Below are 22,105 nucleotides of genomic sequence, written 5' to 3' on the forward strand. Positions count from 1 at the left end.
CCTACGGGCACTCGGTCAAGTCCTGACCTAAAGGCCAGGAATGGCCATCCAAGCCCGCGACTACCTGAGCGCAGCCTGCCCACCGCCGCCCGGCCGGTTCCAGGGGGACGAGGAGCTGAGGTTGTCCAGATGCCGAAAGTCGGTGGTCTACGTCACCACTACGAGCCGCGAGCGGTGTGACATTGGGTTCTCCGAAGGGACAAGGCGATGCGCTCGCCGGCTCGTGATCCGCCTGACGTTCGGGAGCCGTCGGGATCCTGCCCGCGAGCCGAGGACGCTCCCGCATTCCCTGCGCGCCGTGCGCGTGGCTCCCCCTACCGCATCAGGATCAGCTTCTTCACCTCGCGGTCGCCACCGGCTCGGAGCTCGTAGAAATAGATCCCACTCGCCACCGGGCTCCCCGCCACATCCCGACCGTCCCACCGCTCCGTGTACGCTCCTGCCGAGCGAGCCCCTTGAACGAGCGTCCGCACCACTGCCCCGTTCACGTCGAGGATCCGGAGCGCCACATCGGACGTTTCGTGGAGATCGAAACGGATCGCGGTTTGAAGGTCGAACGGGTTCGGGACGTTCTGCGCTAGCCTGACCGTCTCGGGCCGCAGCGAGGCAAGGTCCCCGACTCCCGTTGGGACGCTCGTGCTCGTGGAAACGGAGAAGTAGCCCAGGCACCCGTAGTCCGTGTACCCGTCGCCGAGAGGGTTCCCCTTCCCAACCCCCGTGACGGATACGTAGTAATCGCCGGGCGCCAGATTCGCTTGAAGATCCGCGTGAAGGAAATCGACCGGGTTCGAACTCTGCAGGACTGCGCCCTGAGAATCATGCAGCTCCGCCAGAATGTCCAGGTTCGCTGCGGCGTTGACGATGCCGACGCCGTCGACGGGGACCTCGAGACCGTCCGGCTCGACGAGCAGCTGGACGTCGCCCGCGGCCGTCATCGTGAACGAGAAGAAGTCGACGTCGTCGTTTCGTTCGATGATCCCCTCGGCCGCGAGTTCGAGCGATCCGCTCCCGAGCGAGATCGGAGTGGCCCCGCCCGTCGTCGAGCCGTGATCGTCCGGCCGGTATCCGAAGCCGTTCTGCGTCGTGATGATGGCGAGATCGTCTTCTTGGTTGTTCGCCCCCGAGTACTCCCCAAGGCTCCACTGGCTGATGCCGTATCCCGCCCATCCCATGATGGGGCTCCAGTGCGTGTGCCCCGATCCGTGCCCCTGGTAGTATTCGCCGTCCCCTCCGCCTCCGTCGTGGCTCAGGCCGAGCGAGTGGCCGACCTCGTGGTTGACCGTGTCGGCGACCCAGTGGATGGAGTTGTCTCCCGTATAGGCTTGGCACTCGTAATCCGTATCCCAGGTGAAGGAACCGACGTACGCCCAGCCGTAATCCCAAGGCCCGGGGGCTACCACGCAGCGGATCCCCCAGTGCGTATCGCCGCCGCCCGTGTTGCGGAGCGCCTCGATCCCCGGGTCCTCTGTGGTGATGTCGACCTCGAAGGGCAGGAAGTCCTCCGCGACCACCTTCCAGATGAGCTGGATGCGAGTCAGCTCGGCGTCCGAGAAAGTCTCCGGGGCACCCTCGAAGTTGTAGGGCGGATATGGTCCCTCGAACCCGCCGTGTCCGTCGAAATCGATGTACACCACCTTCGACGCGCCTGGGCGGCTGTGCAACAGGAAGGTCTCAGAGAGCGGGAACAGGGCCTCCTCCGACCCTCGCGCCTCCCTCCCAGGGACGGGCTCCGCGCGGGGCGGGAAGTGGTCGATGATCTTGGTGCCTCGCTCGGTGGTGATGGACTCGGACCAGGAGGTGTTCTCCGCGAGGACGGAGGGTGCGGTGGCGAGTAAGCACGACAGTACGACCAGCCCAAGTCGCACGTGGATGGACCGCTTCATTGTGGCTCCTGGGTTCGAGTGCGCCGACTACGGGTGCCGCCTCCCGCAGCGCGTCTCGGCGACCGGGGCCGAACGGGCTCGGCAGGCATTACTCATATCCGGATGTTATCACAGACGGTGGGGCGAACGAGCCGCAACCTGAGACTCGCAATGGACCGCCATCTTGGGGCATTTCAGACTGGGGGGGGCCATTCGTCAGTGTCTTGAAGGAGAAACGAAAGCCCTGTTCGAGCGAGATCCAGTCCTGCGGCCGTGAGCGGGAGCACCTGGCACATCGGGAGTCTAGAATGGCGTCCCCAACGGGATTCGAACCCGTGCTGCCGCCGTGAAAGGGCGGTGTCCTGAACCTGGCTAGACGATGGGGACGCACACACTCCTTACAGGAACGCGGGAAGATAGCAGCGCCCCGCCTCTCCTGTCAACGAACGCGCTCCGGCGTATTCAGCCCCCCTGCCCTTCCGATGCGCGGACCCCCGCCCGCTGCGCCGACGCGCGACCGCCCTACAGGCGTCGGTAGATTCCCACCACCTTCCCCAGAATCTCGAACTCGTCCGACGCGCTCACGGGGATGGGGTCGTACGCCGCGTTGGCCGGTTCCAGCGTGGTCCCCTTGCGGGACCGGCGAAGCCTCTTCACGGTAGCCTCTTCTCCCAGCCGCGCGGCGATGATCTCTCCGCTGGCCGCTTGGCTCTGAGACCGCACCACCACCAGATCTCCGTCCAGGATTGCGGCCTCTTCCATGGAGTCTCCCTTCACGGTCAGGAGGAAGGTCTCCCCGGTTCCCAGAAGAGCCTCGTCCATGATGAAGTCCGCCTCTCGGTTCTCCACCGCCAGAATGGGACTTCCCGCCGCGATGCTCCCCACCAGCGGAACCGAACGCGCCGAGCGAAAATCCGGCCGGTCCAGAATGACAATCGCCCGGGACTTCCCCGGCTCCCGACGAATGACCTCCTTCCGCACCAGTGCGGCGAGATGGTCCTCCACTCCCTTGGTCGAGCGAATCCCAAAGCGTTCCCCGATCTCCCGGATCGTCGGGGGGACGCCCTCCATGTCGATGGTCTCCCGGAGGTAGTCCAGGATCTCGGCCTGTCTGGCCGTCAGCGACTTTCCGCCCATCGCGGTTCCTCCCTTCTCGGCGCGATCACCACGATCCGCCATTGAGCCCGAGTTCACTACCACCCCTGCCGGGATTCCTGACGCTGCGATGCGGCCAACCCGCCGTGCCCGCCCCACCGAGAACGCGGGCTCCCCAGCCCACACCGGAAAGAAGAGCCTTCCGAACGCGGGACACCGGGCCGCCCACGCGGGTTTCCCACTCCACGCGAAAGCGCCGACGACGCTCGATATCATCCAGGCCATTGAGCGCCCCGCTTCTCTCCAGCGTCCGCAGAGCCGAGCCTTCCAGAGGCAGTGCGCGGGCGCGGGACAGGAAGTTCTTCAGGCTGGTGTACTCCCCCCCCCGCTCTCGATCCAGAACGATCTGCCCGGCTGCCATGCGCCCGACAAACGGCGCGAGCCCCGGCCGCAGGGCGCGCCCCTCCGGAACCGCCAGAAGCGAACTGTGCAGGACGCACGGTCTTCGCACATTCACGCCCCATGACCGGCCCTTCAAGACCCACCGGGAGGCTTCCTCAGGGGAGGCGAACCCCCGGGTTTCCCGCGCCATCCACCAGGCCGGGCGGTCCAGCTGCCATGCCAGCGCGGCCCGCCAGCGATCTCGCACTTCCAGAGGGCCCTGCGTCGCTTTGCCGGAAGAGGCACGCTCCAGAAGATCCTCCCGACGCCCCGGGACCACATCCACGCTGGGGCGGGCATCCGGTGACAGCAGCACGGACGCGCGAATCCACGCCTCCGGGTTCGGCCACACGGAACTTCTCTCCAGGAGGCTCTCCAGAGGCGGCAGCAGCGCGAGGCAGGACTCCTCCACCCTGATCCAAGGGTTCCCCGCATCGGGTGAGAGGTCCGGGTCTGCCTCCAGCCAGGCCTCGACGCAGCGGGTTCTTCCCGGGGGGACTCGCAGAGTCAGCCCCCCGTGAGGCAGACGGCGCGCGCCTCCTGAAGCCGCCCCGGAGGTGCCCGGCGCCACCTCCGGGAGCGGCCACGACAGGAGATCCGAACTCCCGGCTTCCAGCGCGAAGCCCGCTCCACGAGCGCGCCTCCCCAGGCGCCCGACCGCGTCCACCCAGGCTGTTCCGAAGCAGGATTCCCAGCGACACCCGGCCCCCGGCGATGCCCCCGCCGTCTTTTCCGCAACCGCATCCTTCCGCATTCGCCCCTCCCTTTTCGGCCACACTACTGAACGCCCGTCTAGTAGTCCACCCATTTTTCATTCCCGCCGCTTGACGATTCCCGCCGAGCGGTCCATAGATGCTGAAACCGACGCAAGGTCCGGTCACAGGGGTGCTTGTCGGGGTTTCGGTCCTGTGCTAGGCTGCGCCGGTTCTCTCATGGGTATTCGCGGTTGCGCGTGCCCCCCACATGATCCGGAGGCCTCTTCGCATGAAGTGGATGCCAAGAATGGTCCTCCCGACCGCTCTCCTGCTGGTTGTCGCCCAGACGGCCCCGGGAGCGGTCCGGAGGGTTCCCGACGACCACACCACCATCGCCGCGGCACTGACCGCCTCGGCCTCTGGAGACAGCGTCCTCGTCGCCGAAGGCACCTATGCCGAGCACCTGAATCTCGTCGACGGGGTGGTGCTTCTGGGCGGGTGGGATCCCGGCTTCACGACGCAGGATCCGTCCGTTCACACGACGAATGTTCATGGCGGCGGAACCGGATCCCCCTTCACGGCCGATGCCACCATCGGCGCCGCAACGCTCGTCAGCGGCTTCCTCATTACCGGAGGGGGCGGCTTCCCCGGCGCGGGGGTCGTGATCGACGGCGGGTCTCCGACAATCCGCGGCAACGACATCTACGCGAATGGTTCCCCCGGAATCGCGGGCGGCGTACTGATTCGCTCGGGATCGACGGCGCGCATCGAAGGCAACCTGATTCGAATCAACACATCCACGAGCAGCGGTGGCGGGCTTCGTGTGGAAAGCTCCTCCCCCAGCATCGTCGGCAACACGATCCGCGGGAATGTCGCGACCGACGCCGGCGGCGGGATCTACTTCTTCGCTTCCTCCGCCATCTGCAGCACGAATGTGTTCCTCAACAACTCCTCCACGGATGGCGGTGGCGGCGGCGTCTACTTTCAGAACTGCCCGGACGGCATCACGGTCGCAGACTGCCTGTTCGAAGGGAACACCTCCACCTATGGAGGCGCGGCGCTCCTTCGCGATGAGTCGACCGTCTCGTTTTCAGACACGCACTTTGAACTCAACACCGCCATCAGCAACGGGGGCGCCATCTGCGCACTCTCGTTCACCACTCTCTCACTGGACCGATGCACCTTCGCGAACTGCACCGCCGGTTCGTACGGGGGCGGTGTCTACGCCCGCTTTGCCGAGGTCTCCTTCACGGGAACGGATCCCCTGGCCGCACTGCCCGACGCGGGGATGTCCGGCTGTCATGCGGGGACAGAAGGCGGTGGCATCTTCTTCTCCGACTGCGAGGGAGAGATCTCGCGGAGTGCCTTCTCCGAGTGCACGGCCGTGTCTCGCGGTGGTGGAATCGGCCTCTTCCGCTCGGCGGTGACCATCCTTGGCACGCTCGTCGCAGAGTGCGTGTCGGAAGACGGCGGCGGAATCGCGGTGACCAGTGACCGGGCCAACAACTCTCCCGTGACCCTAATCCAGCAGTGCACGATCTACGGATGCTCCGCCACCGGTTCACCCAGCAACAAGCACGGCGGCGGTGTCGTGCACATCGCCAACAATGGTGAGAAGGCCGCCGAACTGATCGCGACCATTGTCTGCCATACGCGTCAGGGAACCGCGATTCGGTGCAAGAAGTGGTCCGGGTCGGGCGCGGGAAAGCCGTCTTTCTCCTACACCATCTTCCATCAGGACAGTTCCAACCCCGAGACAACCGCGGTGGGTGGCAACCAGTGTCTGAGTGCACTCAGTGGACCGCAAAACCACGACGGAGATGATCCCCTTCTCTGCGGCCTGCCGTCCCCGGTGGACTTCAGCCTTCAGGATTGCAGCCCCGCCGTAATTGCCGGATCCACCGACCCCACAGGCGAGTGGCCGTTCATGGGTGTCGCAAAGACCACCTGCGCCTGCGAGACGGTCCAGTCCTCACTGGAGTCCATCTCCTGGGGCCGGGTCAAGTCGCTCTACCGGTAGCCAGCCCCCAGCCCTTGGATGACCGGGTCTCCCCGAAGGCGGACCGGAGCGACTGGTCGGTGGGTCCAGCATGGTGTACTGTGTTGAGGTGCCTGTACTCTTGCAAGCAATCTCACTCAGGAGAACCTCATGCGTGCCTTTTGCGCTCCTTTCGCTCAAGACGCCCTTTTTGCTCCGCGAGGTCTGCTTCTTCTGGCAGGCCTCCTGGCTCTCCCCGCTCTCGCCGAATCGGAACCGGGTCTTGGGAACCCCGGCACCTCGGCCGAGATCTCCTTTCGAGCAACCGCCCTCCTTCATGCCGCCGATGAACCCGCCGCGGCATCCTGGGAAGGCGCCTCCGCGTTCGACGCCATGGCGACCATTCCGTGGAAGCGCGGCTCCTGGACGGCGCTGCTGGAAACGGGCCGCGGCGCGGGTTACGGCGAGCACCTCCCGACCCTTTCCGGGCTCTACGACGACGCGGACGACGACCCCTCCATCCATGTGACGGAGTTCTATTTCGACGCTCCGGCCTCCGAGGGGCGAATCGGCTTCGAGGTCGGAAAGCTCGATCTCACCGCCCGGCTGGAAAGCCCGGCCTGCGGGCGCTGGGACGGGGCCGGGTTTCATTCGACCGGCTTTGTTCACTCGCTGGCTGTCGCCTACCCCGATCCCGGCCCCGGGGGCACTCTTCGCGTTCGTCCCACCGGTGCGACCACGCTCTCCCTCGGATGGGCTTCGGCCGACGCCTCGTGGGAGCGCCCCTTCTCCCGACCCTTCGTCTGGGCGCAACTGGAGTTCGCCCGGGCCCATGCCCGACGCCCCGGGACATGGGTGGTGCATGCGTGGAGGAACGGGTCCGACCACGAGAGGTTGGATTTACCGGGAACGACGACCGGGGCGGGCTGGGGCGCGGGCGTGTCCGGCATTCAGGAGGTGGGCGGGAATGCGGCGTTCTTCCTGCGAGCGGGCCTGCAGCGAGAGGAGATCTACGCGGTGGGCCAGTCGTTCAGCGGCGGGGTCATGCTCAGCGGGACCGCGTTCCGCCGGCCTCACGACGAGGCGGGCGTCGCCATCGGCGTCGCGAGACCGGGCGGACCGTTCGCGACGGCCGCGCATGCGGCGGGCCGCGTTCCCGCTGACGAACGGCATATCGAAGCCTACTACCGAGTGAACATCGGCGGCGGCTGGTCTCTCTCCCCGCATATGCACTGGATCACGAATCCCCAAGGGGAACGAAGCGGCGACGACGCCCGGGTCTTCGGCGTGCTGACCTCATGGGAAGGCTGAGGGAAACGCACAATGACCTGGTGAGCCGTGCAGGGATCGAACCTGCGACCCTCTGATTAAAAGTCAGATGCTCTACCGACTGAGCTAACGGCCCACCTGGCCTGGAGGCGTTCTAGAGCGTCGGCGCGGATTGGCTAATCATCCGTTAGTCATCCACCTCGTGCGCTCGCGCAGCATGCTACCACGAGGCCGCCAGATGAGCGACAGCCTGCGTCGCGAAGAGCGCACTCCCCGACCAGGGACTGTTCGCCGCGTTCACCAACATGGCGTCTTGCGGCTACGCGCTTGCCGCACGCGAAGCCCACGAGAGTGCTGAGAGTGACCCCCACTTCGGCCGCTGCATCTTGTCGGTCTAACTCAGCGCGCTGACGGCGACCAGAGCCAGGGCCAGGAACGCGAACTGAAGCGACACGGGAATCTCGCTTCAACCGGATAGGGCAATATCATCGGAGCCCGCTCAGCGTCTCCGGGGGTATCCGCCCCGCGGAACCGTCACGCCCCGAAAGGGGGGGCACATTCGATGACCGAAAGGGGGGGCACATTCGATGACCGGTAACACCACCACCGATGCCGACTCCTGAGCGCAAACATCGCAGCCACCGGCCCCCCGTGCCCTGGCTCCACACCATGCAGCATCCCGATGGAAACGCCGGTGGCGTACACCGCGGCAGTCCCCTGAAGCGGCATGATCGTCCCCCTAGAGCGTCCGCTTCAGCTCCGAATACTGGCCACGAGTGCGCAGCGTCAGCGACACGGTCTCTCGCGTCCGGTTCCGCCAGAACCACCCGTGGTGCCCGTCGAATGAAGCGGTCAGCGTACCCGCCCCGTCCTGCGCTCCGCGACCTTTCTCGTATGTGATCGACAGACCACCGCCGTCGCCGTGCGTGTTGAAGTTCAGCACTCCGTTCTCGGCCACCCATTGGTACTCTGCCTCTTCGCCAGCCTTCATCACCAGTTTGAGTTCGATCGCCTCGTCGGGGGCAATGAGAACGGCGGTCTCGTCCCGCCAGTCATTGCCGTTGGTGGCAACCGGGCTGGAGACTGCGACGGGAAGTGACCCCACTGTCGGCGTGCTCTCCTCCGCCGCGATCCCAATCGATACGGCTTCATTCGCGGCACCTTCCTCCGCCCGTGCCTCCTCCGCGAGTTGCATCTTGATCTGGCCCATACGCGTGAGTCCGAGGGCGTTTCCAACCCCGGTCGGGTCCACCCCGTATTCCGACGGCAGGACGAACCCGACCAGAATCACCGCGGCCACGCCGAGCGCGATCAGAGTGGAGCGCAGCAACCGGGCCGCAGAGGGCGGTTCATACCCAGGAGGTCCAACAGTATTCATCGTGAGCACTCGCTTATTGGAGGAAGAATCCTGTGAGCTGATAGCCGATCAGTACGAATCCAGATGACATCAACATTACATTGCCACCGTACGCCTGGCGAGCGAAGCCAGCTGTGCGTCGCCAATACGCCATCGCGATGAGAATCCCCGTTAGCCCCAGCAGCTGCCCGATCTCCACGCCGACATTGAACGAAAGAAGATTCGGAAGGAGCCCATCCGCCGCGAGCTCGTACTCGAGAATCTTCGTGGCCAAGCCCAGTCCATGAAACAGGCCGAACACCAGCGTGGCGATCTTTGTGTTCGGCTGGCGGCCGAACCAGCGCCGGAACGCCCCCATGTTGTCCAGGGCCTTGTAGACCACCGAGAATCCGATGATGGCGTCGATGAGATACGGGTTCACACCCCACCCGAAGAACACGCCTAGCAGCATCGTCGACGAGTGCCCGACCGCAAAGAGGCTTACATAGACCGAGATGTCCTTGAGGCGATACAAGAAGAAGATGACACCCACGAGAAAGAGCAGGTGATCGTACCCCGTGACCATGTGCTTTGCGCCGAGATACAAGAAGGACGCAATGTGCGGCCCGGAAATCTCCTGGATGTAGCCTTTGTCTCCCTGCGCAACGCCATGCGCGAAGGCTGAGCTGGCGGAAAGAGCCAGGGCCAGTGCTGCGCCGAGGGTTGCCGATAGGCGAGTGCGCCGTCTTCGATCTGCAGCGTGCATGGACCTGCCTGTGGGTAGAGGTGGTCCCACTTTCTTGGACGCCCGGCGGCCAAGCTAAGGTGGACTCCACCAGTTTCATTGTTATGCCCCGTACATGACGGTTTCGCAACTACTTCGGTTGATCTCCAGGACGGCGGGGCAAAAAGGACCTACTCAAAAGTCAGATGCTCTACCGACTGAGCGAACGGCCCACCGCAACTTCCGGAACTCCCTCCGGGCACTCCACCGTCTCCTCCCGGTCCGGGCCGACCGACACCGCGACGACCGCGCACCCCGACAACTCCTCCAGTCGACGCAGGTAGGACCGCGCCGCGTCCGGAAGTTCCTCGGGTGAGCGCGCGCCTCGAAGGCTCTCCGTCCACCCGGGATGCTCTTCGTATACCGGAGTCACCCCGCCCAGCGCAACGGCTGTATCCGGAAACTCCGTCGTCTCGCGTCCGTCGATCCGGTATGCCACGCAGATGCGAAGCGGGTCGATGCCGGTCAGCACATCCAGCTTCGTGACAACCTGCGCGGTCAGCCCGTTGAGGCGCGTGGAGTACCGGGCCGCGACCCCGTCAAACCACCCGCACCGCCGGGGGCGGCCGGTCGTGGAGCCGAACTCCGCGCCCGCGCTTCGCAACAGGTCCCCGGTCGGATCCTCCATGAGTTCGGTCGGGAATGGCCCGTTCCCGACTCTCGTCACATACGCCTTCGTCACTCCCCAGACCGCGTCCACGGAAGTCGGCGGGACTCCGCACCCCGTGCACGCCCCGCCCGACACCGAACTCGAGCTGGTCACGAACGGGTAGGTGCCGTGATCCAGATCCAGAAGCGTCCCCTGTGCGCCCTCCAGCAGCACCTCCTCCCCCGCCTCAATCCGCTCGCGGAGAAGGACGCCCGTATCCTCCACCATCCCCGCCATGGCGCGCGCCGATTCCAACGCCTCTTCCACGAGCGCGTCCGTATCCGCAAGCTCCTCCCCGGCCTCTTCCTGCATCGCGTGGATCCGCCGCATATCCGCACGCACCTTCGCCTCCACGCGTTCCGGCAGCGCCAGTTCCCCCGCACGCAGCCCCTCGCGCAGCACCTTGTCGCCGTACGCCGGGCCGATCCCCTTCCCCGTGGTGCCGATCGCCTCCGCGCCCCGCCGGTCCTCCGCAAGCCGATCCAGCAGCCGATGCGTCGGAAGAATCACATGCGCGCGCGGACTCACGAGAATGCGGTCCCGGCAGTCGATCCCATCCGCTTCCAGCGCGCGAATCTCCTCCATGAAGAGCACCGGGTCCACCACGACCCCATTCCCCAGAAGACAGAGGCACCGCTCATGGAGAACGCCGGACGGGACATGATGCAGAATCGTCTTCTTCCCGCCGATCACGACCGTGTGCCCGGCGTTGGGACCGCCTCCGTACCGGGCCATCACCGACGCGCGTCCGGCCAGCGCGTCGATCACCTTGCCCTTGCCTTCGTCGCCCCACTGCGTTCCTACCAGAATCCGGACGGCCATCAGTCTCTCTCCGCGTTTCGCGAACCGGTGCGGGCCTCACCGGACCAGTCCGCCAACCTGTCGTCAATCCACTTCCACACGGGTTTTCGCCCGACACGCGTCACACACGAGAACCCCTCCACCGAAAAGCCCGCCCCGGAGACTTCGTCACGCAACTTCCCCAGTGCGATCCCGGCGGCGCCGCGCTTCAGCTTGTCCATCTTGGTCCCCACGACCAGCGTCGGGATGTCCTGCGAAGCCAGCCAGCCCAGCATGTCGCGGTCCAAGGCGGTGGGATCATGGCGGAGATCCACCAGCTGCACCACCCCGACCAGTTGCTCGCGCGAGGCCAGGTAGTTCTCCACGAGACTTCCCCACTTACGGCGCATCGCCCCCGGGACGCGAGCATACCCGTAACCGGGGAGGTCCACGAGATGGAATCGGTCCTCCACATTGAAGTAGTTGATCTCACGGGTCTTCCCGGGCGTGGAACTGATCCGCGCCAGCGCCTTTCGGCGGAAGAGCGTATTCAGCAGCGACGACTTCCCCACATTGGAGCGTCCCGATACGGCGATCTCCGGAATCCGCGCCGCCGGAAGTCCGTCCAGCGCGACGACTCCCTTGAGGAAGGTCGCCTGCGGCGTCTTGCCGGCCATGCCCTCCCCCTTTCCCTCTTCTCAGCGAAGCACCGGAACGGACAATGGCCCGAAGAGCGAGGTGCTTCCCTGCGCCGGACCCGCCGCCTGCACGCGCGCTCCCCCGACGAAGACCCCTGCGGCGCAGTCCTTCCAGAAGCGACCGGTGGCAATCATCAGTGTGGGGCGTGCGGAAGCGAAGCGGAATCCTGCCCGCCGTCGGTAGCCGCAAGGAAGCGTTCCAGCATCGCCGAAGGCGCCAGCGCGTGCCGCAGCACATCATCCACATGATCGACGAAGATCACGCTCAGACCGCGGCGGGCCTCCGCGGGAATCTCGCCCCACTCGCGCTCGTTCTCGCGCGGCAGAATCAGCCGGGAATATCCGGCCAGCGACGCCGCCACCACCTTCTCGTTCAGCCCGCCGATCCGAAGCACGCTCCCCTGAAGAGTGATCTCCCCCGTCATCGCAACATCCCGGCGCGCCGGTATGCGGGTGAGAGCGCTGACAATCGCGGTCGTGATCCCGACGCCCGCGCTGGGACCGTCCTTCGGGATGGCTCCTTCCGGCATGTGCAGGTGGATGTCGAGGTTCGACGCAAAATCCGGGGACAGCCCCAGAAGCGGAGCCCGCGAACGCGCATACGAAAGCGCGGCCTTGGCCGACTCCTTCATCACCTCGCCCATCCTCCCTGTCAGCGACATCTTCCCGGCCCCGGGCAGCGCCATCGCTTCAATCGGGAGCACATCACCGCCGTACTCCGTCCACGCCAGCCCGGATGCAATCCCCACACGGTCCTCCTCCGCCACCTGCCGCTCCGAGAACTTCGGCGGACCGAGGAGCTTCTCCAGCACGCGGACGCTCACCTTCATACCCGTCGGCGTGCCGCGCACGCGCTCCGTCACGGCCTTCCGGCACAGCGCGGCCAGTTCCCGCTCCAGATTCCGCACGCCCGATTCCCGCGTGTACCGCGTGATCAACATATTCAGCGCGGGGTCGGTGATGCTGAGATCCGAGTCATCCAGACCGTGCTTCTCCACTTGCCTCGGGATCAGGAAGCCGCGCGCAATGCCCGCCTTCTCGTGCTTCAGGTAACCCGGAAGCCGCAGCACTTCCATCCGATCGATCAGCGCCGGAGGAATGGCGGGCAGCACATTCGCCGTCGTCACGAACATGACCTCCGACAGGTCGAAGTCCACATCCAGGTAGTGATCGTTGAACGCGCAGTTCTGCTCCGGGTCCAGCACTTCCAGCAGCGCCGCAGCGGGATCACCCCGAAAGTCCGCGCCAAGCTTGTCGACTTCATCCAGCAGGAAGACCGGGTTCCGCGTCCCCGCCCGCTTCATTCCCTGAATGATCCGGCCCGGCATCGATCCGATGTAGGTCCGGCGATGGCCTCGGATCTCCGACTCGTCCCGGACCCCCCCCAGCGACACACGCACGAACTTCCGTCCAATGGCCCGCGCCACCGACCTTCCGAGCGAGGTCTTCCCCACTCCGGGCGGCCCGACCAGGCACAGGATGGTGCCGCGCGGACGCTTCACCAGCTTCACCACGGCCAGATACTCCACGATGCGATCTTTGATCTTGTCCAACCCGTAGTGGTCCTCATCCAGAATCCGCCGCGCGCCATCAAGGTCAATCCGATCCCGTGACCGCTTCTTCCACGGCAGTCCGACCAGCGTTTCCACATAGCTGCGGATCACCGAAGCCTCGGGCGACATGGGGCTCATCCGCGAAAGGCGGTCGACTTCGTGCAGCGCCTTCTCCCTCGCCTCCTTCGGCATCCCCGCCTTCTCGACGCGTGCGCGCAGGGCCTGCCCGTCCATGTCGTCATCGCCGGTCGACTCTCCCAGCTCCTTGCGGATCGCCTTCAACTGCTCATGCAGATAGAACTCACGCTGCCCCTTGAAGACCTGGCTCTTCACTTCGCCTTCGATCTTCTTCTCGATCTTCAGGATCTCGATCTCTTCATGCAGCACACGCGCCAGATCCACCAGTCGATCGCGCAGCTTCTCCACCGACAGAAGTCGCTGGCGAATCGCCAGTCCCACCAGAAGGCTGCCCGAGACCATGTTCACCACGCGAACCGGGTCTTCCTCCGGGGCGATCGACGCTACCGCCTCGTCCGGGATGCGCGTATGGAGCTTCACATACTCCTTGAAGTGACTCATTGCGCTGCGGGCCAGCGCCTTGATCTCCGGGCGTCCGTCTTCCGGTTGTTCGAAGAGCCGGAGCCGAGCACGAAGGTACCCGTCGCGGCGCGTGATCTTCCCCACGGAGACACGACACGCCCCCTCGACCACCACTCGCAGCGTATTGTCCGGCAGGCGCAGCACCTGAAGCGCACGGACGACCACGCCGACATCGAAGAGATCCCGCGCGGCCGGTTCTTCTTCATGCGGATCCCGCTGCGAGACCACCACGAACGCCTTCTCACCGTCCATCGCGGCTTCCAGTGCGGCCACCGAGCCGGGACGCCCTACCAGAAGCGGCACGATCATTCCCGGGAACATGACGACATCGCGCAGCGGCAGAAGCGGGAGTTCCCGTGCGAAGGAGAAGTCCTCGTGATCCGCAAAGGGGAACGCGATGCGCGTCGGCGTCCGCTTCGCCGCGGGCTTCCGCTTGGCCGCGGGCTTGCGCTTGGCGGCAGGCTTCCGCTTGGCGGCAGGCTTCCGCTTGGCCGCGGGCTTCCGCTTGACGGCAGGCTTGCGCTTGGCGGCAGGCTTGCGCTTGGCAGCGGGCTTGCGCGCGCTAGGCTTTCTTTTTGCGGTGCTCTTCCGAGAGGACGACAATGGGGTCACTCCTTCCCAGCACGACATCGTCCGTGATCACACACTCCACGACACCTTCCGTGGAAGGGATCTCGTACATGATGTCGAGCATGGACGACTCCAGCACCGAGCGCAGTCCACGCGCCCCGGTGCCTCGCTTGTTTGCAATCCGGGCCACCGCCGCGAGTGCCTCGTCCGTGAAGGTGAGCTCGACCTTTTCGATCCGGAAGAGCTTTCGGTACTGTTTGCAGAGCGCGTTCCTGGGTACGGTGAGAATCTGAATGAGTTGCTCTTCCGAAAGCTGCTCCAGCGTACACGCGACCGGAAGGCGGCCGATGAGTTCCGGAATCAGGCCGTACTTCAGGAGATCTTCCGGCTCCAGCTTCTCGAAGATGTTCCCGTCGGCTTCGGCCACGCCGCTTTTCAGCTTGGACCCGAAGCCCATGATCTTGCGCCCCGTCCGGCGGCTGATAATACTCTCCAGCCCCGCAAACGCCCCGCCGCAGATGAACAGGATGTTCCGGGTATTGACCTCCAGGTACTTCTGTTGCGGATGCTTGCGGCCACCCTGCGGTGGAACATTGGCGACCGTACCTTCCAGCATCTTCAGGAGCGCCTGCTGCACGCCCTCGCCCGAGACATCCCGGGTGATGGAAGGGTTGTCCGCCTTGCGCGAAACCTTGTCGATCTCGTCGATGTAGATGATCCCGCGCTCGGCGTTCTTCACATTGAAGTCCGCGGCCTGAAGCAGTTTCACAAGGATGTTCTCGACATCCTCTCCGACATACCCGGCCTCGGTCAGCGTGGTGGCATCCACGATGGCGAAGGGCACTTTCAGGATTCGCGCGAGTGTCTCCGCGAGGAAGGTCTTCCCCGTACCGGTCGGGCCGACGAGGAGCACATTCGACTTGTCGAGTTCGGTGGGATCCTCATCCGACACGGCGTCGATCCGTTTGTAGTGGTTGTACACCGCAACCGCCAAGGCCTTCTTTGCTCCGTCCTGCCCGATGACATACTCGTCCAGACTGGACTTGATCTCCGACGGCTTGGGCAACTCCATGCGCTGCGTGGAAGTCTCGCGGCCGAGTTCTTCCTCGATGATGTCGTTGCAGAGCTTGATGCACTCGTTGCAGATGTACACCGACGGCCCGGAGACCAGCTTGGTCACCTCGTCCTGGCCGCGCCCGCAGAACGAGCACTTGATCGCGTGCGGTGTGTCCACCCGCTTCTTCATGCATCTCCCTCCGCGGTTTTCAGCACACCCGATCAGGCGCGCTGCTCGATGACCTCGTCGACAATGCCGTAATCCCGGGCCTCGACAGCGGACATGAAGTAATTCCGGTCCGTGTCCTTTTCGATCTCCTTGAGCTTCTTCCCCGTGTGCTTGACGAGGATGTCGTTCAGGCGACCCCGAAGTCCGAGGATCTCTCGTGCGTAAATCTCAATGTCCGACGCCTGGCCCTGGCTTCCGCCGAGCGGCTGGTGGATCATAATCCTGGAGTTGGGAAGCGCCGACCGCTTGCCGTCCGTCCCCGCGGCCAGAAGCAGCGCACCCATGCTGGCCGCGAGCCCCATACAGATCGTCACGACATCCGGCTTGATGTACTGCATCGTATCATAGATGGCCAGCCCGGAGGAAACCGACCCGCCGGGGCTGTTCACATACAGGAAAATGTCGCGCTCCGGATCCTCGGCCTCCAGAAACAACATCTGCGCGATGATCAGATTGGCGACATTGTCGTCCACCTGAGAACCCAGAAAGATGATCCGGTCCTTCAGCAGGCGCGAGAAGATATCGTAGGCGCGTTCCCCCCGCCCGTCCTGCTCCACAACCATTGGAACCAGAGGCATTGCCCATCCCCCTTCACAAAGAATCGAGCGCTCCGAGTGAAGCGCTCTTAAGCCTCCGGACGCGCCCCCACGGGCACCATCCGCTCGGTAATCTCGGCATTCTCAACCAGAAACGCAAGGACCTTTTTGTCGCGAAGATCCCGGTGGAACCGCTGCACGAAATCCGGGTCTCCGACCGCTTCCTTGAACTGCTCCGGCGTAAGTCCGCGGCTTTGCGCCATGGCCGACAGGCGTTCCCCCACCTCCTCGCGGGCAACCTCCAGATCCTCCTGGCGAGCCAGCAGTTCCAGCACGAATGTGCGCACCACTTCGCGTTCGGCCACGGATCTCTTCTCCGTGCGAAGCGCTTCCTCGTCGATCGCGGCAGGATCCTCTCCGCGCTGCTCCGACTCTGCGCGGGCACGCGACACGACCTCGGTCAGGAGGCCCTCCACGACACCGGCAGGCGGATCGAAGAGGTTCGCGTCGACCACCTGTTCCAACAGCACCATCTCCAGGCGCTCCGCGGCCACGCGCTTCGCCTGCGCCTCCAGTTCTTCGCGAACCTGAGCACGCAGTTCCTCCACCGTCGTCACATCCGTATGCTCCGCGGCAAGCGAATCGTCCAGTTCCGGAAAGCGCTTCTCCTGGACGCTGTTCACACGAATCCGGTACCGGGCCGTCTGTCCCGCAAGCACAGGATCCGAGTGGTCCGCGGCATAGGGCACCTCGGCCGTTGCCACCGCTCCGGCGCACACGCCGGTCACCGCCTCTTCAAACGACTCCATGACCTGTCCGGCGCCCAGTTCCAGTCTGTATCCCTTCACATTCCGGCCGGGAACGGGCCGGTCGTTTTCGTCCACTGCCTGATAGTCCAGAAAGAGAACATCACCCGCGATGCTCTCGCGGGTCACATCTTCCAGATCCGCACGGCTCTTGCGAAAGTCCTCCAGGACATCGTCGATGTGCGAGTCCGTGACCTCCGGCACTTCCTTCTCCACCTGAAGGCCCTTGTGCCCGGTGATCGCGATGTCCGGCCGACACTCGAACGCCACTTCAAAAGAGAACGGCTTGTCCTCTCCGTGCGAGAGATCGGCAAACTGCGGTTCCGTGACCGGGTCCAGATCCGTTTCCGTCAGCGCGTGACGGAACGCACGCGGGAGCAGGTCCTCCACGAACTCACGATCCAGTTCTTCCCGGAACGACTTCCGCACCAGGGACACCGGCACCTTCCCCTTGCGAAACCCGGGAACCTTCAGCTTGCGTCCCAGTTGACGCGCCACGGTCTCATACGCCTTCCCCGCTTCTTCGGCGGGGACTACCACCGACAGTGTGCGACGCCAGCCTTCGCCCTTTTCAACCTCGACCTTCACATTCACGCATTCACTCCTTTCGGATGCGAGAGGGGGGACTCGAACCCCCACGAGTTGCCTCACCGGGTCCTAAACCCGACGCGTCTACCAGTTCCGCCACCCTCGCAACCGAACCCGCCGAACGACGGGCCGACAGATGACTCCCCTGCTCCCTCAGGAGCCCGATTCGATCACCATGGCGATGCCCTGCCCGCCACCAATGCACGCGCTGGCCACTCCCACGCCCCCACCCCGGCGACGCAGTTCGTACGCGAGCGTCAGAAGAAGCCGCGTCCCGGTGGCCGCCAGCGGATGCCCCAGCGAAATGGCCCCGCCGTTCACATTCACCTTTGCGCGGTCCAGTTCCAGGTCGTGCTCCACCGCGAGATACTGCGCGGCGAAGGCCTCGTTGATCTCGAAGAGGTCCACATCCGCCAGCGACATCCCCGCATTCGAAAGCGCCAGGCGGATGGCCGGAACCGGTCCGATCCCCATGTACTCCGGCGGCACACCCACCGTCCCCCACGAACGAATGCGCGCAAGAGGCGAATGCCCGTCGGACCGCGCGGCCTCCTCTTCCTGGAGGACGAGCGCCGCCGCTCCATCCACGATCCCGCTGGCGTTGCCCGCGGTCACGGTGCCGTCCTTCCCGAAAGCGGGAGGCAGCGCGCCCAGTCCCTCCAGCGTGCTGTCCGGCTTCAGGTGATCGTCCGTGTCCACGGTGCGCGCCCGGCGACCCTTCCCGGTCTCCACCGGGACGATCTCCTCGGCATGAACCCCACGCTCACGCGCGGCCGCCCCGCGCTGCTGGCTCTCCAGCGAGAACTGGTCCTGCGCTTCCCGGGTGAGCTTCCGATCCGCCGCGATATTCTCCGCGGTGTTCGCCATGTACAGCCCACAGTAGGTGTCGAGCAGCGCGACCATGAGCAGATCCTCCAGCTTGCCCTGCCCCAGCCGGAACCCGGACCGCGCCCCGCGAATGACATGGGGCGCCTGACTCATGCTCTCCATGCCGCCGGCGAGGCACACCGTGGCCTCGTCATGCCCGATCGAGTGGACGGCGCTCACGACCGACTGAATCCCGGACCCGCACAACCGGTTGACCGTCAGCGCGGGCTTCTCCAGCGGAACTCCCGCCTTGAGCCCCACATGGCGCGCGCCGTAGATGGCATCGCCGGAGGTCTGGAGCGCGTTTCCGAAGAACACGGCATCGACCGCCTCCGGAGCGATCCCCGCCCGCTCGATGGCGCCCCGGGACGCCACCGCCCCCAAGTCCAGCGCAGTCACCGACTTCAACGCGCCTCCCGGACGGCCGTCTCCGGTCTTCCCGCCTTCGTATTCCGCCATCGGGGTTCGGGCCCCGTCCAGGATCACCACGCTCTTCGCCATTCGATCGACTCCCTTTCCGCTACCCGTGTCCGCTATTCCGCGGGCCGAATGCAGTCTGCCACGGCCTCCACCACGATCTGTCCGCCACGCAGAGCCTTCGCCTCCATACGAACGAGCCGCCCTCTCCGCGAAACTTCCCGCGCCTCAACCCGGAGCGCTTCTCCGATGGGGGCGGGTCTGCGAAACCTGACCTCCAGCGAAGCCGTCGCCGCGGATTCCCCGCGCGCCTTCAGGTACGCGATCATCGTCTCGTCGAGCAGCGCCGCGAGGATGCCCCCGTGGCACACACCCTCCCAGCCGGTGTGAATCCGGCGCGGAGTGAACTCCGTCTGAATCGTTCCGTCCGGGGCGGATTCGAACACCAGTTGAAGCCCCGCCTCATTCCCGGGGCCACACCCGAAGCAGTCCGGGCTGTTCGTCCACTTCCCGGTCACCCCGAACCTCTCCCGCGCATTTCCGGCACCCCACGCCCTGCCGATCCGATATTCCGCAGAGCATGAACCCGGTCACGCTATCCCGCGCACCCCGCCATGTCAAGAAGCCCCCCGTCACCCCCCCCCATCCGCCCCGGGTCCCGCAAACTGCGGGGTGGCGCGTCGCAGACCGGCAGGCTAATCTGCGTGCCCGAGACTGCATCGCCTCCTGCGGGAGGCCGTTTCCCGAACCGGCCCGAGGAACCGGAAGCTCTGGTCCCTCTCCTGCCGGGGAGTCCATTGTCCGGCTGGTCAGGATGTGCCCCGGCCACGGGAGCGCCCTGCCCGCAAGAGGAGCTTCCATGCGCATCGTCCGCTGGATTGCCGATGACCTCCCCGAACCGTGTTTCGGCCTGTGGATCGATGACATGATCGCCGATGCGGGCACCGCGGAGGACCTCGGGCTGCCCCCGGGTGCGGGCGCGGAGGCACTCTTCGCCAGGGGTGCCTCCGCGCTCATGGATCTGGAGGGGCGCGCCGTCACGCGCACCCGCCGCCCACGCTCCGAAGTTCGTCTTCTCGCCCCCATCGTCCGGCCGTCGAAGATCCTGGCTGTCGGCCTCAACTATTCCGGGCATGCCGAAGAGCAGGGGCTGGCCCCGCCGGAAGAACCCATGCTCTTCCTGAAGCCGCCGTCCTCCATCATCGGCCCGGAGGAGGACATCATCATCCCCCCCTTCGTGACGCACCCGGACCCGGAGGTGGAACTGGCCTTCGTCATCGGCCGGAGGGCGAAGGGCGTCCGGAAGGAGAGCGCCCTCCGGTTCGTGGCAGGCTACACGGTGCTCAACGACTTCTCCGCGCGAAAGCTCCAGAAGCGGGACGGCCAGTACGGACGCGCGAAGGGCATCGACACATTCACTCCGGTCGGGCCGTGCGTCGTCACCAAGGATGAACTCCGGGATCCGCAGAATCTCTCCATCCAGCTCTCGGTGGACGGAGAGGTGCGCCAGCAGGATCACACGGCAAACATGATCCACCCGGTCGCGGAGCTGGTGGCGTTCATCACCGCGGGCATCACGCTGGAACCGGGAGATGTGATCGCCACCGGGACGCCCGCCGGGGTCGGCGTTCACCGGAACCCCCGGGTATTCATCGAAAGCGGCCAACTCATCCGCTGCGAAATCGAGGGCATCGGCGCGCTGACCAATCGAGCCGTCCGCCAGGAAAACGGAGAGGACCGATGACATCGGACATCAGACTCGCGGAACTCGCGAAACGACGGGACGAAGCGTACCTCGCCGGCGGCGAAGACCGGATCGCAAAGACTCACGAAGCCGGGAAGCTCCTCGCCAGAGAGCGGATTGACCTCCTTCTCGACCGCCACTCCTTTGAGGAGCTCGGGTTCTTCGTCAAGCACCGCACCACCGACTTCGGCATGGGAAGCCGACGGATTCCCGGCGACGGCGTGGTCTCCGGCTTCGGCCGGATCGACGGGCGCACGGTGTTCGTCTTCGCGCAGGACTTCACCGTCTTCGGCGGCACCATGTCGGAAGCGAACGCGCGAAAGATCTGCCAGATCATGGACATGGCAATGGAGGCGGGCGCACCGGTCATCGGACTGAACGACTCCGGCGGCGCGCGCATTCAGGAGGGCGTGGCCAGCCTCGGCGGATACGCGGACATCTTCCTGCGGAACACGCTGGCCTCGGGGGTGGTGCCCCAGATCAGCGCGGTCCTCGGCCCGTGCGCGGGAGGGGCCGTGTACTCCCCCGCCATCACGGACTTCATCCTGATGGTGGACGGCACCAGCCACATGTTCATCACCGGCCCGGATGTCATCCAGGCAGTCACCAACGAAGAGGTCACCTTCGACGACCTCGGTGGATCCCTGCCGCACAGCACAAAGAGCGGCGTCGCCAGCCTGCGCTGCCCTTCGGAGAAGGACTGCCTGGCCGCCATCCGCCGCCTCTTCTCCTTTCTGCCTTCGAACAATACGGAGAACGCGCCGTTTCTCGAATCCGGGGATCCCGCGGATCGCACGGAGAGCTCGCTGGACTCACTGGTGCCCGACAACCCCAACAAGCCGTACAACATCAAAGACGCCATCCGCGCCGTCATCGACCACGGCGACTTCTTTGAAATCCAGCCGGAGTACGCCAGAAACATCGTCATCGGTCTCGCACGCCTCGGCGGGCACGCGGTGGGGGTCGTGGCCAACCAGCCGAATCATCTGGCAGGCGTGCTCGACATCGAGTCCTCGATCAAGGGCGCGCGCTTCGTCCGCACCTGCGATGCCTTCAACATTCCGCTCGTCACATTTGAGGATGTGCCGGGCTTCCTTCCCGGAACCGCGCAGGAGTGGGGCGGGATCATCAAGCATGGCGCCAAACTCCTCTACGCATACTGCGAAGCCACCGTGCCGAAGCTCACGGTCATCACCCGCAAGGCGTATGGCGGCGCCTACGATGTCATGTCCTCCAAGCACATTCGCGGTGATTACAACATCGCGTGGCCCACTGCGGAGCTGGCGGTGATGGGCGCGCAGGGGGCGGTGCGCGTGATCCACCGGAAGGAGATCCGCAACGCCAAAGATCCCGCAGCGGAAGAGAAACGCCTCGTTGACGAGTACAACGATAAGTTCGCCAATCCATACATCGCGGCGGAGTTGGGGTACATCGACAATGTGATCGAACCCTCCCGGACGCGTCCGCATCTCATCGCAGCGCTGGGAGCTCTGCAGAACAAGCAGCAGACTCTTCCGCCGAAGAAGCACGGAAACATCCCGCTCTAGCGCGA

Annotated in this window: 18 protein-coding genes and 3 tRNA genes; 4 read left to right on the forward strand and 17 right to left on the reverse strand. The window is 65.2% G+C overall.

The window, feature by feature from the left end:
• Window positions 1–314 precede the first annotated feature (314 nt).
• The 4 genes from QF819_07350 to QF819_07365 form a co-directional block, all read right to left on the reverse strand.
• Window positions 315–1,883, reverse strand: coding sequence for a FlgD immunoglobulin-like domain containing protein (locus tag QF819_07350; GenBank protein ID MDP6802976.1), 1,569 nt, complete (start codon window positions 1,881–1,883; stop codon window positions 315–317).
• A gap of 288 nt (window positions 1,884–2,171) precedes the next feature.
• Window positions 2,172–2,249: transfer RNA gene (locus QF819_07355), tRNA-Glu, on the reverse strand.
• Between the two features lie 135 nt (window positions 2,250–2,384).
• Entirely contained in the window at window positions 2,385–2,999 is a 615-nt protein-coding gene (gene lexA / locus QF819_07360) for a transcriptional repressor LexA (GenBank protein MDP6802977.1), read from the reverse strand.
• A gap of 25 nt (window positions 3,000–3,024) precedes the next feature.
• The gene (locus QF819_07365) at window positions 3,025–4,152 is read right to left on the reverse strand and encodes a hypothetical protein (protein MDP6802978.1); all 1,128 of its coding nucleotides are present in this window, start codon (window positions 4,150–4,152) and stop codon (window positions 3,025–3,027) included.
• 230 nt (window positions 4,153–4,382) lie between these two features.
• Between QF819_07365 and QF819_07370 the strand changes: the two genes are divergently transcribed.
• Entirely contained in the window at window positions 4,383–6,113 is a 1,731-nt protein-coding gene (locus tag QF819_07370; protein ID MDP6802979.1) for a right-handed parallel beta-helix repeat-containing protein, read from the forward strand.
• A gap of 129 nt (window positions 6,114–6,242) precedes the next feature.
• Window positions 6,243–7,382, forward strand: a complete 1,140-nt coding sequence (locus QF819_07375; GenBank protein MDP6802980.1) for a carbohydrate porin — start codon at window positions 6,243–6,245, stop codon at window positions 7,380–7,382.
• An 18-nt stretch (window positions 7,383–7,400) separates the two neighbouring features.
• On the opposite strand, the gene QF819_07380 is transcribed toward QF819_07375, so the two are convergent.
• The 13 genes from QF819_07380 to QF819_07440 all read right to left on the reverse strand — a co-directional run bounded on the left by QF819_07380 (window position 7,401) and on the right by QF819_07440 (window position 19,327).
• Window positions 7,401–7,476, reverse strand: a tRNA-Lys gene (locus QF819_07380).
• A 603-nt stretch (window positions 7,477–8,079) separates the two neighbouring features.
• The gene (locus QF819_07385; protein MDP6802981.1) at window positions 8,080–8,718 is read right to left on the reverse strand and encodes a transmembrane anchor protein; all 639 of its coding nucleotides are present in this window, start codon (window positions 8,716–8,718) and stop codon (window positions 8,080–8,082) included.
• Window positions 8,719–8,731: 13 nt separating this feature from the next.
• Complete coding sequence (locus QF819_07390) at window positions 8,732–9,442, reverse strand: HupE/UreJ family protein (protein ID MDP6802982.1); 711 nt, start codon at window positions 9,440–9,442, stop codon at window positions 8,732–8,734.
• Window positions 9,443–9,611: 169 nt separating this feature from the next.
• Window positions 9,612–10,931: an adenylosuccinate synthase gene (locus tag QF819_07395; GenBank protein MDP6802983.1), complete on the reverse strand. Its 1,320-nt coding sequence runs from the start codon at window positions 10,929–10,931 to the stop codon at window positions 9,612–9,614.
• The gene (gene yihA / locus QF819_07400) at window positions 10,931–11,566 is read right to left on the reverse strand and encodes a ribosome biogenesis GTP-binding protein YihA/YsxC (GenBank protein MDP6802984.1); all 636 of its coding nucleotides are present in this window, start codon (window positions 11,564–11,566) and stop codon (window positions 10,931–10,933) included. Before yihA ends, QF819_07395 begins: the two co-directional genes overlap by 1 nt.
• Before the next feature lie 21 nt (window positions 11,567–11,587).
• A complete protein-coding gene (locus QF819_07405) occupies window positions 11,588–11,722 on the reverse strand; it encodes a hypothetical protein (protein ID MDP6802985.1) in 135 nt (44 codons plus the stop codon).
• Window positions 11,722–14,343 (reverse strand): endopeptidase La, encoded by a 2,622-nt coding sequence (gene lon, locus QF819_07410; protein ID MDP6802986.1) that lies wholly within the window; start codon window positions 14,341–14,343, stop codon window positions 11,722–11,724. Before lon ends, QF819_07405 begins: the two co-directional genes overlap by 1 nt.
• Window positions 14,303–15,556 (reverse strand): ATP-dependent Clp protease ATP-binding subunit ClpX, encoded by a 1,254-nt coding sequence (clpX, locus tag QF819_07415; protein ID MDP6802987.1) that lies wholly within the window; start codon window positions 15,554–15,556, stop codon window positions 14,303–14,305. Before clpX ends, lon begins: the two co-directional genes overlap by 41 nt.
• Window positions 15,557–15,588: 32 nt before the next feature.
• On the reverse strand, window positions 15,589–16,173 hold the full coding sequence (gene clpP, locus QF819_07420) for an ATP-dependent Clp endopeptidase proteolytic subunit ClpP (GenBank protein MDP6802988.1): 585 nt from the start codon (window positions 16,171–16,173) through the stop codon (window positions 15,589–15,591).
• Window positions 16,174–16,220: 47 nt separating this feature from the next.
• Entirely contained in the window at window positions 16,221–17,531 is a 1,311-nt protein-coding gene (tig, locus tag QF819_07425; GenBank protein MDP6802989.1) for a trigger factor, read from the reverse strand.
• 18 nt (window positions 17,532–17,549) lie between these two features.
• Window positions 17,550–17,631: transfer RNA gene (locus QF819_07430), tRNA-Leu, on the reverse strand.
• Window positions 17,632–17,678: 47 nt separating this feature from the next.
• A complete protein-coding gene (locus QF819_07435) occupies window positions 17,679–18,893 on the reverse strand; it encodes an acetyl-CoA C-acetyltransferase (protein MDP6802990.1) in 1,215 nt (404 codons plus the stop codon).
• A gap of 32 nt (window positions 18,894–18,925) precedes the next feature.
• Window positions 18,926–19,327 carry a PaaI family thioesterase gene (locus QF819_07440; protein MDP6802991.1) on the reverse strand — a complete coding sequence of 134 codons (402 nt, stop codon included), beginning with the start codon at window positions 19,325–19,327 and terminating at the stop codon, window positions 18,926–18,928.
• Window positions 19,328–19,668: 341 nt separating this feature from the next.
• On the opposite strand from QF819_07440, the gene QF819_07445 reads away from it, so the two are divergent.
• Window positions 19,669–20,553 (forward strand): fumarylacetoacetate hydrolase family protein, encoded by an 885-nt coding sequence (locus QF819_07445; GenBank protein ID MDP6802992.1) that lies wholly within the window; start codon window positions 19,669–19,671, stop codon window positions 20,551–20,553.
• Window positions 20,550–22,100, forward strand: coding sequence for an acyl-CoA carboxylase subunit beta (locus tag QF819_07450; protein MDP6802993.1), 1,551 nt, complete (start codon window positions 20,550–20,552; stop codon window positions 22,098–22,100). Before QF819_07445 ends, QF819_07450 begins: the two co-directional genes overlap by 4 nt.
• The last annotated feature ends 5 nt before the right edge of the window (window positions 22,101–22,105 follow it).

The organism is Gemmatimonadota bacterium (genome assembly GCA_030747075.1).
GTDB lineage: Bacteria > ARS69 > ARS69 > ARS69 > ARS69 > ARS69.